This is a genomic window from Cognataquiflexum aquatile, from assembly GCF_003316845.1.
In the GTDB taxonomy this organism is placed as follows: domain Bacteria; phylum Bacteroidota; class Bacteroidia; order Cytophagales; family Cyclobacteriaceae; genus Cognataquiflexum; species Cognataquiflexum aquatile.
Genome location: NZ_QMIK01000004.1, coordinates 154768 through 168118, shown reverse-complemented (window position 1 = coordinate 168118; position 13351 = coordinate 154768). Strand labels below are relative to the sequence as shown.

The window sequence follows — 13351 nt, the reverse complement described above, 5'->3', positions numbered from 1 at the left end:
CAGATGTATTGCAATTCTTTAATCTCTATTGGATTAATAACTGCAATCAGAATTTAAAACAAACCTCTTGCTTCGTAAAGACAAAAAAGCCCATGCCACCAAGCTTGGGCTTTTTGCTTTTCGAATAATCAGACAATAGCATCAATAGAGACTGAATTTTCAAAAGAAACTCCTGATAACCTATCGATTGCCCAATACTCCAAAAAATAAAACTGCTTTCCCTTCGAAGATACATCAACGAAGAAAAAGCAGTTTAGAAGATTTGATCCAATTCTACTAAAATATGCATATATGCATTGATTTCAGTAAAATGATTTTCCAATTTAAATCATGGCCGGAAACCATAATGAACGGTACATCCCTGCCCGACGGCAGGCGGGGGTCTTCCGACTTCCGTCTTCCAACCCGTTTATAGAAGATTATTGGCCTCCTGGCAAAGTAGCGGACAACCAAAATAAATAGATCTACCTTACCCCAAAAACATACTCAATCTTATGGCTGTAAGTTTCTCCCGGATTCAACCTTGCTGTTGGGAAATCAGGGCGGTTTGGAGAATCGGGAAAAAACTGAGGCTCCAGGCAAAATCCATAGTTTTTTGTGTAGGTCACTCCGTTGGTAGTCTGCTTGCCATCCAGAAAATTCCCGGTATAAAATTGCACTCCGGGCATATTGGAATACATCGTAAAAACCCTTCCGGTACCGGCATGATAGGCTTCCGCCATTTTTGCAAGTTGGCCATCGTGTTCTTTTTTCACCACAAAATTATGGTCATAGCCGCTTCCCGTATCGGCAATTCTTTCGCCGATTTTGTGTGGGGTAGTAAAATCAAAAGGCGTTCCTGCAACAGGCGCAATCTCTCCTGTAGGTATCAGACCAGCATCCACCGGTGTATAGTAGTCAGCAAAAATGGTCATTTCGTGGCCCAGAATATCTTCTTTCATATCGCTCAGGTTGAAATATCCATGTTGGGTGATATTGACAACAGTCGGCTTGTCTGTTTTTGCCTCTATTTCGATGGAAAGTTTGTTATCTTTTGCCAGTATAAAAGTCATCGTCGTGGTCAAAGTACCGGGATAACCTTCCTCTCCGTCAGGGCTTACATAGGTCATTTTGACTCCCACGGCATCTTCCAATTCCAGTATTTCGGCATCCCAGATTCTTTGGTTGAACCCGACTTCTCCTCCATGCAGGTGGTTTTCGCCGTTATTGGTGGCCAATGCATAGGTCTGACCGTCTAATTCAAATTTACCTTTGGCGATCCGGTTGGCATATCTTCCCGCAGTCGCACCAAAAAAGTAACTGTCTGTAACGAAATCCTCCACTTTATTGTAAGTAAGCATGACATTCCCGGAATTGCCTTCACGGTCAGGCACGAGAATCCTAGAGATCGTCGCGCCATAGTTGGTCAGTTCCACTTCCATGCCATTCCCGTTTTTCAGGTTAAATACCTTGGCATCTTTGCCATTCATTTGGATATTTTTTATCATGACTTCAAATTTGATCTGTTCCTCTACCTTTTCCTCTTTAGGAGCTTGGCAGGAAGCCAGTGAATAGTACAATATTAAGGTTAGTAAATAGGTTAAGTTTTTCATTTCGATGGGTTTATCAGGTAAATTAAAACTAAATACGAGAAAACGAGGCCTAATTTAAGTGAATATCAATTTTAGTATTTTCAATGGCTTCATTTTTGGAAGTAAGGTAGAAAAACTGTTCTATCTATGAAAAAAATTATCGTATTATCTCTCGCAATCGCTACCATAAGCGTTTCGTGCGTTTCCAAAAAGAAATATGTCCAACTTCAGAATGACAAGTTCCAAACTGAAGCCGCCCTTGCCGAAACACGCCAGGAAAAAGAAGCCTTAGAAGCTGAAAAACAAGTTTTAGAAGATAAAATGGGGAAAATTGAAGCCCGTGTAGCGGAATTCAACAGCAGGATCAATTCATTGAAGGAAGAAAACGATTCCAAATTCACTTTGGAAGGAAAAACCCCGATGTCAAACGACACCAGAGGAAAACTCAACGCAACTCTAGCCAATGTATCTGCATCGGAATTAGAAGGTGCCAAAAACCTGGAAGACTCTATCAATGTGGCAGTTTCTCATAACCTGATGAAATCAATCACCGACGGTTCAACCGAGCAAAATGACGACATACAGATCACTGTAGACAAAACTGTCGTGATGATCAATGTGTCAGACAGATTACTTTTCAATACAGGTAGCTACCAGGTATCCAAAAATGCTGACAACCTGCTTAAGAAATTAGCCGAAGTCATCAATTCAGAGCCTTCTCTTGAGGTGATGATCGAAGGTCATACTGACCCTAGAACTATTCAGACCGGTGTTCTCCAGGACAATTGGGATCTAAGTGTAAAAAGAGCAACTTCTATCGTAAGGATACTTGAAACCAAATACAATGTATCTCCAGAAAAGTTGATCGCTGCAGGTAGAGCTAGCTACATTCCTTTGGTAGAAAACGACAGCAAAGAAAACATGGCCAAAAACAGAAGGACAAGAATTGTCCTTATCCCAGATATGGATGAGTTTTTTGCAATGATCGAAAATTGAGTTGACTTAATATCCAACCGAAAAATTTTATTTGAACACAAAAAGCCGGGAATTTTCCCGGCTTTATTTGTTTAGGCAATTGGGTGGCCAAACCGCAGAGTTACTTGCTTCCTTTTGGCTCCTTGGCTACATAGGGTTCAAATGGATACACCTTAGGCAAAACTTCTACTCCTGTGGTGACCTTGATCGGCGCTTCACCCGGATAGGTGATTTCCACAAAATAGCCTTTATATCCTTTTTCTGGTTCTTTGATATCTACCTCATACCTTCCGCTTTCATTGACAAGGATTTCTGAAGAAGTCCATTTTGGTCCCAAAACATCGATCCTAAAATCACGGGATTCCTCATTGTGGGCTGACCAAAGCTTGATGGAGGCTGGCTTTTGGTTGGGATCTGTGGTGATCAATATTTTTTCTCCGTCTATCTTCCAATCATATTTAGGCCGATCCTTTCCATTCAATACAGATGAATAAAACGCAATCATATTGGGCAAGGCATCAGACTCGCTGAGGTCATGTCCAAAGTTGGGGACGTATTGGACGTGCTTTTCTCCAGGCAGGCTGTCCCAATAAAACTTCCAGCTATCGGGCAAGAAAAATTGGTCTCCGGTAGCATTGATGAGCAGTTTTGGCATATCATAATTCTCCCGGAAGGAATAAGGTTCGGTAATTTCCAGCAGCCTGTCATATTCTTTGGAGCCCTGCCACTCCATAATCCCCTCTCTCACATAATCATCCACAGCAGGCGCCCAAAAACCATAATTTCTCCAGTGATGCTGAAAAGAAGGCACCACGTTGAGGAGGTCGATCACGATGGGAACTATCGCCACCACCCTATCGTCCACTGCAGCAGTGGTCCAGGTAGTCCATCCTCTTTTTGAAGCACCGGCTACCACAAATTTATCCACCTTTTTACTGTGTTCTTTTTGGGCAACTTCCGTAACCACGTCCATCGCCAATTTGACGGCTTTGGTCATGGGCAAGCGTGCAAGCCAATAGGCATCCTCATCTTTTGCTCCCCCTTCCATGAATTTTCTCCATCCGTAAGCGATGATGGCATCTTCATACCTTTCGCCAAAAGTGTCATTGGCAAATACGATTGGCTGAAAAGGTACATTGTGAATCTGTGCAACAATAGAATTGGTCTGGGTAGCAGCGGCCAAAATCAAAGCATCCGGTTCGGTGGGCAACTTGGAGTTTTTACTCCCACCGCCTATCCACATCATGCCGGTTTCAAAAGGGGTGTCTTTAGGAATCACCACCGAGACATAGTGCCACCATTCAGTGTCATCCACGATATCTTTGGTAAGCCAATGCTGTGAATACATCTTCATGACATGGTAATCATAGCCTTCCCCTTCACTGCTATGGATGATTTCATACCTAAAAGTAGAATCAACGGCATGCACATAATCATGGAGAAGAGTATCGGATTTTTCGGAAGAGGTGACAATTTCTTCCTGTTTGGGCTGACAGCTCCAGCAAGCAAAAAGAAGTAGTACAAGGGAAAATACCCTAAAAATCAATGGATTGAAATGACGTTTCATAGAGGTGGTTTTATTTGTTTTGCATTTCAAAAGTTACTGAAAAAAAAGCCAACTCTCCAATTTTAAAAATGCCTGAAATCATTAAAACCCAAAATAAAAAACAAGAAAAAGCCAGGTTTCAAAAAAAACCCGGCTTTCCAAAATCCATTCAACCTTTATTTATCTGCTGGAACAAGAACTTTATCTATTACGTGGATAATGCCATTGGAGGCTGGAACTGTTGCGATTATTTTTCCTCCATTTATCAAAATGGTACCATCAGCACCGACTTCTACATCTAGAGACCTTCCATCAGCGGTTCCCAGTTTTCTGCCGCTTACAAAAGCATCAGCCTTATACACACCCAATACTACATGGTATTCAAGAATGTCCCGCAGTTTCCTTTGGTTCTCGGGTTTGGTGAGTGTCTCCAACGTTCCCTCTGGCAACGCATCAAATGCGGCATTGGTGGGGGCAAAAACTGTAAACGGCCCCACATTGGTCAGCGCATCTACATATTGGGCAGCCTGCAAGGCGGCCACAAGGGTGGTGTGGTCAGGGGAACCAACTGCTACCTGCACGATATTGGGATTGGAATCGTCATCGACAACACCTGACTGTCCGACAGCTTGAGGAGATGCAGGGTTTTCAGTACTTTGTTGCTGTTCTCCGGAACCGCCACAACTCATTGTTATCAGCAATAAGGCCAATAATGGAAAATATTTGACTAGTGATTTCATATTGTTTTGGGGTTTTGAATGTAGGACAAAAATAATAAAGGATAATTTTATCCTTTATGATAAAAGTCATACTTTCCCGGATAATTAAACCCATCCAAAAATATTTTATAGGAAGGCGATTCCTTTTGTGGAAAAAAAATCAGGCTAACCTTGCCAAAACGGTCGTCCCGTCTCCAACCTCCTCAGCCAACTGTTTCAGACTTTTAATGGTCAGCATATTGATAATCTTGGTGCGGACATTTTTAATTTCAAAATGCAAGGGACAGGGATTTTCTTCAGAGCATTGATTCAGCCCCAAGCTACAACCCTGAAAAAGTTGGTCACCATCAATGGCCAAAACAACGTCTTTCAAGGTTTTGGATTCATGACTTTTGTCTACAAAAAAACCTCCGGTGGGACCCTTGAATGAACCTACCACATGCTGTCTCACCAAAACCTGAAGAATTTTAGCCGTAAATGCATCCGGCGCATCTATTTCCTGACCGATCTCCTTCGCCCCTACTTTTTTTCCCTCCAACGATTGCTTATGGATATAAATTACCGCTTTGATTGCGTATTGACAGGTTTTTGAAAACATATGAATAAGTTTTTTGACTCGACTGACAAGATCAGGAAATGAATCCCAAATAAAAGATATTTTCATCTTATTATTCGTAATTTTTATTACAAAACAGAAAATGGTTTTTTCAGACTTTTGAATAATTTATTGAGAAAGAAAATATTCAAATTCAGATATCCAATCATGGCAAATATTGACAAAGAGCAGCATTGGGAGAAAATCTACGAAACAAAAAATTTTACCGAAGTGGGTTGGTATCAAAAAACACCAACTGTTTCCCTATCCTTCATTGAAGAATCGAAAATCCCAAAAACCGCCAAAATCCTTGACGTAGGCGGTGGGGACAGCTATTTGGTTGACCATCTTTTGGATTTGGGGTTTGTGCATATACATGTCCTCGATCTCAGCCACAAAGCCATAGAAAAAGCCAAGAACAGGTTGGGTGAAAATGCTACAAAAGTAACTTGGATCAATTCCGATATCTTAATGTTTGAGCCCAAAGAAAAATTTGATGTATGGCATGACAGGGCAGCGTTCCACTTTTTGCTTGACCCAAAAGAAGTTGAAAACTATGTTCGAATAGCCAATGAGTCCATTTCCGAAGGCGGATTGATGCTAATCGGGACTTTCTCTGACCAAGGCCCAACACATTGCAGCGGACTGCCAGTCAGACAATATTCTATGGAACAGTTGGCCGCAGTTTTCAAACCTTATTTCCAAAAAACCAATTGCTTCCAAACCGACCATATCACCCCCGGCGGCACAAGGCAACATTATACTTTTTGTAGTTTTATGAAAATTTGATATAAAAAACCAGGTCGTTTTCAAGAAAAGACTTTCAATAGCAAAAAATTAACCTGCTTTTCATTCAATAATTATTTCAGTTTCTCATAAATTTTCCGGAAACAAGAAACCATTGTTTAAATGTTGTCTCATTCCATACATTCAAAATCAGGGATATTTTTTTACACTGTTTTTGTTTCAAGTCCGGCGATTTTTTCCTTCAATTCAGTAAGTTGTGCTTTCATTTTATCCATCACTTCCTCCGTATCTATAGGAAAAGAAGCAATCAATTCCTGATAATAAGCAATTCCCTGAGACAGGTTGGTTTTGAATTTTTCGACATAGGCCTCAAACTTCTGTGTTTTTTCAGGCAGCGATTTGCTGATTTCATGCTGAAGGTGTTGGACGTAGAGCTGCAGTTCTTTTACAAAAACCTGCGGTCTTTCGGGATCGAGGGCAATGCTGACCTTGCCATAGATATGGTCAAGCATTTCTTTAAGGCTAAAAACCCCTTTGAAATACGCCAGGTTAGGACCCGGGCATATTGTCACTGCCTTTAGGTTTCTTCTTGGTTCCTCGCCTTGGTTCAAAATCACAGAAGCACTCAGCCCTTCACAGAGGCAGTCTTTTTCCAAAACTTCATCCATTTCCAATTGTGATGTTTTTCCCTCGGCATAATCTTTCAACTTGAGATTTTGGTATTCGCGGGATGCGGTGCAAATGGGTTTGGCCGAAAACTCCGTGCTGAAAGACAGGAATTTCTTGTAGCAGGGACTGCCCGGTTTGTTTTTCTCAATCCTAGAAATCCGCTGTTCCTCGCCGCTGCTGGTGCGGAGATTATTGAAAGGAACACCCAAAGGAGAAGCATGACTCAGATAATAGTCCGATTTCCGGGATTGGATCAACCTGTCCAAGGTATCCTTGTCCACACTTGTTGCTTCGGGTACGAGTAAAAAAGGGCTTCCCCAACCGGTACCGTCTAGTTGGTAATAATTCATCAGGAATTTGTCTTCAGCTGCAGAACCAATTCCGCCTTGGTAGGTGATCTTCGGCATGATATCATCTGAAAGGAGGTGACTTCCCTTTTCAGTCAAAGCTTTTTGACAGGTATCAAACAATACCTGTCTCAATTCCGCTCTGTTGCTTTTGAATTCCTCCAATATCGGACCGATCAATAATCCGTCCGTAGCAAAGGCATGACCTCCACAGTTGAGTCCCGATTCGATCCTGAATTCAGAAACCCACAATCCTTTTTTGGCCAAAAATCTTCCCTGAATCAAAGCTGAGCGGTAATCGCTTACTTTGAGGATGATGCCTTTTTTGATTTTTCCATTTTGATCAGGAAAGAAATCAGCGAACTGCTCAGCATAACCATAAAGCGCGGGATTCATCCCGGCAGAAAATACGACGGAAGATTCCAGGTCACTTTCTGCAAATCCCCTAAGGGCAGAGAGGGCATCTGAATATTCTCTCGGCAGTTCATTTCCTTCTTTGTCAAAGTTGATTTTGTCTACTTTGGTCATGATGTTGACATCGATTTTCCCAGGAGAAATAGCCGCTTTCAACTTGCTTTGGATGGCTTCTTTGGCTTCTCCCACTTCCTGCTTCATTTTTTCATAAAGCACTTTTAGACCATGACTTTCCGGCAACAAAGTGAAATATTCATTGATAGCAATGCCGTATTCAAAAGATTGGGATTTGAGATCTACAATCTGTTTGTTGACAGCATCATGCAATAAATTGAGGTAAGCTTTGATCCTGTTGGCACGGGAATCATCGGTTTTGTCGGTGATTGGCAAGTAAGGAATCTGCAGCTTTCTGCTGTAAATGCGCCTCAGGTCTTCCAACATGTGGTCATCCATGATGGAGACTACAGAGGAAATCCCGTATTTGGCAACTTTGATTGGGGAGTCAGCGGTAAAACCCAATCCCATGACCGGGATATGAAAACTATGTGTGGCTGCTTGGGAATTGAACATATGCGAGAGCTTGATCGGTTTTTTTATATTTAGGACAAATAAGAAGCAGGCAAAGCTAAAGTCATTATTAAGCCAATTAGGAAACCTGGATCATTTGTGATTATGATTTTGATCAGGAAAAATGAATAATCAGAACAGGAATAACCACACGATACTCCCCGAAAATCTGACAGAAACAGGTAAAAGAATGGGGAAATATCCTCAAATCCGGACAACTTAAAAACCCTACAAATTAGAACTGCGTAACAATTTTTGGCAATTATTTAATTTCAGTTGTTTATTCTATTCGATAGTCCTTTTCTTTGATTCTCTTTATCCAACTTTATAATACTCTATGAAACCCAGCTACTATTTGACCATTTTCCTTTTTTTCGTTGCCTTTGCCCTAAATACCCAAATAAATGCGCAGGGAATCTACACCGCAAGGGGATATTGGGAAGAATCAAACAAAGAAACATACCGTATCATTAAGCAGAAAAGCACAACAGGCATCGCCCTGACGGCTGATGAAACCTCCTATTTACAGGATTTTGAAACTTACCTTTCCAATTATTTCCAGCGTCTTTCAGAAGATGAAAAAGCATTTTATACCAAAATGAAAGAGCAATGGGACCGGGAACTGATGGGACCATCCAATATTCAGATTGTAGAAGAAGAATTTGAATGGAGAGGCAGGGACTATGCGACCAATATCCTCTTTGGAGCCTATTACGGTGCAAGTCTGGTGGCTGTCACAGAAATCAGCAGTGCAGCAGCTCTTGGTATTCCTTTGTTGACAGGTGGGCTTTGGGCATTGGGACCGGTCATGGTACCAAAAAAATATGAAAACATCAACCGCTCTGTCATCCGTGCAAGCAATACAGGAAAATTTCTCGGCCTGATTTATGGTGGATCTTTGGCATTGATGATCGGTGGAGATCAAGACTATACGGGACAATTGGCTTTGGGGCTTTCTACAGTAGGAAGTATAGCATTGGGAGAAGTCGGTTTCAAATTGCAGAAGAAAAGAAACTTTTCTGAAGGACATATCGAATTGATCAGCCATTACGGCATTATTGGACCTTGGCTTGGTGCAGCGACTTTGATTGCGGCCGAATCCGGAAACTCAAATCTATACGGAGCGGCACTTTTGGCAGGCGGGGTAGGTGGAATCCTTGTGGCAAATAACGTTTCTAGAAAATACGATTACACCAAAGGTGATGTGAACAATATTTCGGCCATGTCTTTGGCAACAACTGGGATTGGTTTTGCAATTGCTGCAGAAGTCTTACAAGATGATATCTCAGGTGCTGTCATATTAATTCCTGCAGCAGGTACCGTCCTCGGTACGATACTAGGACAAAAAGCGGTCAAAGGGGTTTACCTCAACAAAAAGCAGGGAAGCACCATCGCACTTTCTACTGGCGGTGCGGGGCTCGTCGGCTTTGGACTTGCAGCGATCTTCGAAACGGACTCCCCTACTCTATGGGTTGGTATCCCTTCTGTGTTGGCTTTGGCTACCCAACAAATCCTTTTCAATAAATATAAAAAAGACAACCTAGCCGGAAATCTCCTGAGCAAAATCAACAAGGACAAACCCTACAGATTTACCATGAAGGTCACTCCTGAAAATTTCTTTGTCAACCAAAGAATGATCGTTCCTTCCGGCATCATCGGGATCAATTCCAATGTTTCCAATCCCTTGGTCAACCTGAAGCTGGCTTTTTAAAAGTTTTTCTTCTCAGCCTGAAATTTTAAAGAGAAATTTCCAAAATCCCAAAAAGCCCCAATTTTTAGAAATTCTCAAGAAATCAAGTGAGAATTTCTAACGGTTGCGGTTTAATTTTTTTATTAAGAAATTCCTAAACCCAAATTTCAAAAATATTGTTTCGTGCCAATAGTCACAATAAATGGCTGAAATTGTCCGTAAACTTGTACTTTATTAAAAGATGAAATTGTTCCAACAAGCAATTCACTTTCAAATAATATTAAACACGATAATGCCAGTCGATTCTCTGGGTTATTTAAATCCATGGATAGATAAAAAAAGCAGCCTACTTCCGTCTTCGGTCTTCCGTCACTGTGATCAAAGGGAATTGGAATTCAGGCATTGAATACAGATAACTATAAAAAATAAAAATTATGTTCTTCGAATTAGTTTATGACAAAAGTCTGGCGCAAGCGAGTTACGTGATCGGATGTCAGGCGAGCGGGATCGCTGCCGTAATTGACCCAAAAAGAGACGTAGACACTTACCTCAACATTGCCAAAGCCAATAATTTCAAAATCACCCACATCCTGGAGACGCACATCCATGCAGATTTCCTGAGCGGTTCAAGAGAACTTGCTGCATTGACAGGAGCTGAGATGTACCTCTCGGATGAAGGTGACAAGGACTGGAAATATGAATTTCCACACAACAAAATCAAGCACGGCGACATCATCAAATTGGGAAATATCACCTTTGAGGTGCTCCATACCCCAGGTCATACACCTGAGAGTGTCAGCTTCCTTTTGACGGACAGACCGGCTACTACCGAACCTGCAATGCTCTTTACCGGGGATTTCGTGTTTGTGGGTGACGTGGGAAGACCCGACCTGTTAGAGCAAGCTGCAGGCATCAAAGGCACCCAGGATATCGGAGCTGCACAGATGTATGATTCCTTACAGTCTTTCTCCAAACTCCAGGAATATATTCAGGTATGGCCAGGTCACGGTGCAGGTTCTGCCTGTGGCAAAGCTTTGGGAGCTGTTCCGATGACGACTGTCGGCTATGAGAAAATCAGAAACTGGGCATTGAACCTGCTCGATGATAAAGCGGCATTTGCAAAAGAACTCCTTGCTGACCAGCCTGAACCACCAAAGTACTTCGCCATGATGAAGAAACTCAACAAGGTGGACAGAAAGCTGCTGACTGAAGTACCCAAGATCAAAAACCTGTCAAAAGATGAATTTGCGAAAGCCAAGAAAGATGGCCTGAAAATCATCGATGCCAGACCTTGGGAGCAATATGCCAAAGGATTCCTGAAAGGAACGCTGAACATCAGCAACAACAACTCTTTCTCCACTTGGATGGGTTGGTACCTGAACTACGAAGAGTCTTTCGTATTGATTGCCACAGAAGCTGAAATCGAAGACCTTACCAGAAAATTGATGAGAATCGGTTTGGACAACATCCATGGATTTATCACTCCGGATCAGTTGGCTTCGTTCGAAGCAGGCCATCTCGAAAGCTACAATCCTATCGACAAAGAAACTGTCAAAGCCAAACTTGAAAAAGGAAACGTGCAGGTAGTCGATGTCAGGGGTGTGGCGGAATACAAAAAAGGCAAAATCTATTCTTCGGACAACCTCTTTGTGGGTAAACTTCAATTGAACCTGGACAAAGTATCCAAGGACAAACCAGTCATTATTCACTGCCAAGGCGGTGCAAGGGCAGCTATTGCCTACTCTATATTGAGAGCCAATGGATTTGACAATATCCTGAACTACTCCGGTGGCTACAACGACTGGACAGCTTAAGCACATTTGATTCCCAAAACCAACCAAGGAGGACTGAAAAGTCCTCTTTTTTTTGTCCCTATTAATTATCTCGCAAAGCCACAAAGACGCAAAGGAAAAAGCTTAACCCTTCAGTAAAGCACACGTTGCGCCCCTTTGCGATACTTTCGGGTCCATTGCTGTGAAAAGAAAAATTATCTCATGCAGAGGATAAGAATGTTTATGAAGACCCAAATATGGGCTGAGGGGTTTTCTGCTACAATCTGCGATTTATGAGGGGGAATATGAAACCTACTATTCTCTGCGCCTTCATTTTCCATCATTGAATATTTCTATTGGGTGATAAAAGTCATAAAATGCCCGAAATGATTTATGTAGATTCAACTGTTGGTAAAAAAAATACAAATATACCATGGTAAAAATCAAGAAAAACATCGCCATCAGTGATTCGGGATTTGTTTTTGATCCTGGTTCGGGAGATTCCTATTCACTGAATCCCAGTGGTTTGGAAATTGTCCAACTGATCAAATCGGGAAAAGATTTTAGCGCAATTTTGGAGGCTGTCACCGAAAAGTATGAGGTGGACAGCGACAGTTTTGAACGGTACTACTACGACTTTATAGCCACTTTGGCCCAGCTTCACCTCACCGACCCCGATGGAAAAGAATAAGTTGACCATCGCCCTCTCCGGACTCAACAACATCGACAGCCCGGGTCCCGGGATTCCTGTTGTGAGAGGCTTGAGGGATTCGAAGGAAATTGATGCGAGAATCATCGGATTGGTCTACGACAACCTCGAGCCGGGTCCTTACATGCATGACTTGGTGGACAAATCCTACAAAGTCCCCTATCCTTCTGATGGGGTAGAGCCATTTTTGGAGAGGATTCGCTACATCCATCAAGTAGAAAAAATCGATGTCCTGATTCCCAATTTTGATTCGGAGCTTTTCACTTTTATGAAATCTGAAAAAATCCTGCGGGAAATGGGTATCCGGACATTCCTCCCTACCCTGCAGCAATTCGAAGAAAGACACAAATCCAACCTTCCGGAATACGGCAAAAAGTATGGCGTCAATGTTCCCTACAGCGCGCCGATTACAAGCGTGGAAGACTTCAGGAAAATGCAGGACAAATTTGAGTTTCCTGTCGTAGTCAAAGGAAAATTCTATGATGCCTACATCGCCTATGACATGGATCAGGTGGCGCTCTATTTCAATAAAATTGCTGCCAAATGGGGTCTTCCCATCGTCATCCAGGAGTTTGTCCGAGGTACAGAAGTCAACGTGATTGCTTTGGGTGATGGCAAGGGCAATACCATTGGTGCTGTTCCCATGCGCAAAACTTACATCACGGACAAAGGAAAAGCTTGGGGAGGAATCACCTTGGAAGACCCAACCATGATGGATCTCACCTACAAAATTATTTCCCAGACCCATTGGCGTGGCGGCATGGAACTCGAGCTTATCCGTACCACCAAGAACGAACTCTACATGATAGAAATCAACCCGAGACTTCCGGCTTGGGTTTACCTCGCCGTGGCAGCGGGCCAAAATCTACCTGAGGCCTTGGTTAAATTGGCTATGGACATTCCAGTTGCACCTTTTACCAAATACGATATCGGCAAAATGTTTATCCGCTACTCATTTGACCTGATTGTTGAATTAAATGAATTTGAAAAGTTGTCCACCAAAGGAGAACTCTGAATCAATAAGACTTAA

The 13351-nt window shown here is 42.3% G+C and carries 11 protein-coding genes; 6 read left to right on the top strand and 5 right to left on the bottom strand.

Translation table 11 applies throughout. The annotated features are described in order from the left end of the window. Positions 1–464 precede the first annotated feature (464 nt). On the bottom strand, positions 465–1592 hold the full coding sequence (locus DQW11_RS12200) for an aldose epimerase family protein (protein WP_113924361.1): 1128 nt from the start codon (positions 1590–1592) through the stop codon (positions 465–467). Between the two features lie 126 nt (positions 1593–1718). On the opposite strand from DQW11_RS12200, the gene DQW11_RS12195 reads away from it, so the two are divergent. Next, complete coding sequence (locus DQW11_RS12195; RefSeq protein ID WP_113924360.1) at positions 1719–2567, top strand: OmpA family protein; 849 nt, start codon at positions 1719–1721, stop codon at positions 2565–2567. Between the two features lie 100 nt (positions 2568–2667). On the opposite strand, the gene DQW11_RS12190 is transcribed toward DQW11_RS12195, so the two are convergent. The 3 genes from DQW11_RS12190 to DQW11_RS12180 all read right to left on the bottom strand — a co-directional run bounded on the left by DQW11_RS12190 (position 2668) and on the right by DQW11_RS12180 (position 5409). Then, positions 2668–4113 carry a PhoPQ-activated pathogenicity-related family protein gene (locus DQW11_RS12190; RefSeq protein ID WP_113924359.1) on the bottom strand — a complete coding sequence of 482 codons (1446 nt, stop codon included), beginning with the start codon at positions 4111–4113 and terminating at the stop codon, positions 2668–2670. Between the two features lie 155 nt (positions 4114–4268). Continuing rightward, positions 4269–4832, bottom strand: a complete 564-nt coding sequence (locus DQW11_RS12185; protein ID WP_113924358.1) for a fasciclin domain-containing protein — start codon at positions 4830–4832, stop codon at positions 4269–4271. 139 nt (positions 4833–4971) lie between these two features. Further along, positions 4972–5409, bottom strand: a complete 438-nt coding sequence (locus DQW11_RS12180; RefSeq protein WP_113924899.1) for an RrF2 family transcriptional regulator — start codon at positions 5407–5409, stop codon at positions 4972–4974. A gap of 165 nt (positions 5410–5574) precedes the next feature. On the opposite strand from DQW11_RS12180, the gene DQW11_RS12175 reads away from it, so the two are divergent. Further along, the gene (locus DQW11_RS12175) at positions 5575–6195 is read left to right on the top strand and encodes a class I SAM-dependent methyltransferase (RefSeq protein WP_113924898.1); all 621 of its coding nucleotides are present in this window, start codon (positions 5575–5577) and stop codon (positions 6193–6195) included. Positions 6196–6356: 161 nt separating this feature from the next. Here DQW11_RS12175 and DQW11_RS12170 read toward each other — a convergent pair whose 3' ends face one another. Beyond that, complete coding sequence (locus DQW11_RS12170) at positions 6357–8153, bottom strand: hypothetical protein (protein WP_113924357.1); 1797 nt, start codon at positions 8151–8153, stop codon at positions 6357–6359. Between the two features lie 334 nt (positions 8154–8487). Between DQW11_RS12170 and DQW11_RS12165 the strand changes: the two genes are divergently transcribed. The 4 genes from DQW11_RS12165 to DQW11_RS12150 all read left to right on the top strand — a co-directional run bounded on the left by DQW11_RS12165 (position 8488) and on the right by DQW11_RS12150 (position 13336). Further along, a complete protein-coding gene (locus DQW11_RS12165) occupies positions 8488–9861 on the top strand; it encodes a hypothetical protein (protein ID WP_113924356.1) in 1374 nt (457 codons plus the stop codon). A gap of 413 nt (positions 9862–10274) precedes the next feature. After that, complete coding sequence (locus DQW11_RS12160) at positions 10275–11654, top strand: MBL fold metallo-hydrolase (protein WP_113924355.1); 1380 nt, start codon at positions 10275–10277, stop codon at positions 11652–11654. A gap of 391 nt (positions 11655–12045) precedes the next feature. Further along, positions 12046–12303 carry an HPr-rel-A system PqqD family peptide chaperone gene (locus tag DQW11_RS12155; RefSeq protein WP_113924354.1) on the top strand — a complete coding sequence of 86 codons (258 nt, stop codon included), beginning with the start codon at positions 12046–12048 and terminating at the stop codon, positions 12301–12303. Continuing rightward, positions 12290–13336, top strand: a complete 1047-nt coding sequence (locus tag DQW11_RS12150; RefSeq protein WP_113924353.1) for an ATP-grasp domain-containing protein — start codon at positions 12290–12292, stop codon at positions 13334–13336. Before DQW11_RS12155 ends, DQW11_RS12150 begins: the two co-directional genes overlap by 14 nt. Positions 13337–13351 lie beyond the last annotated feature (15 nt).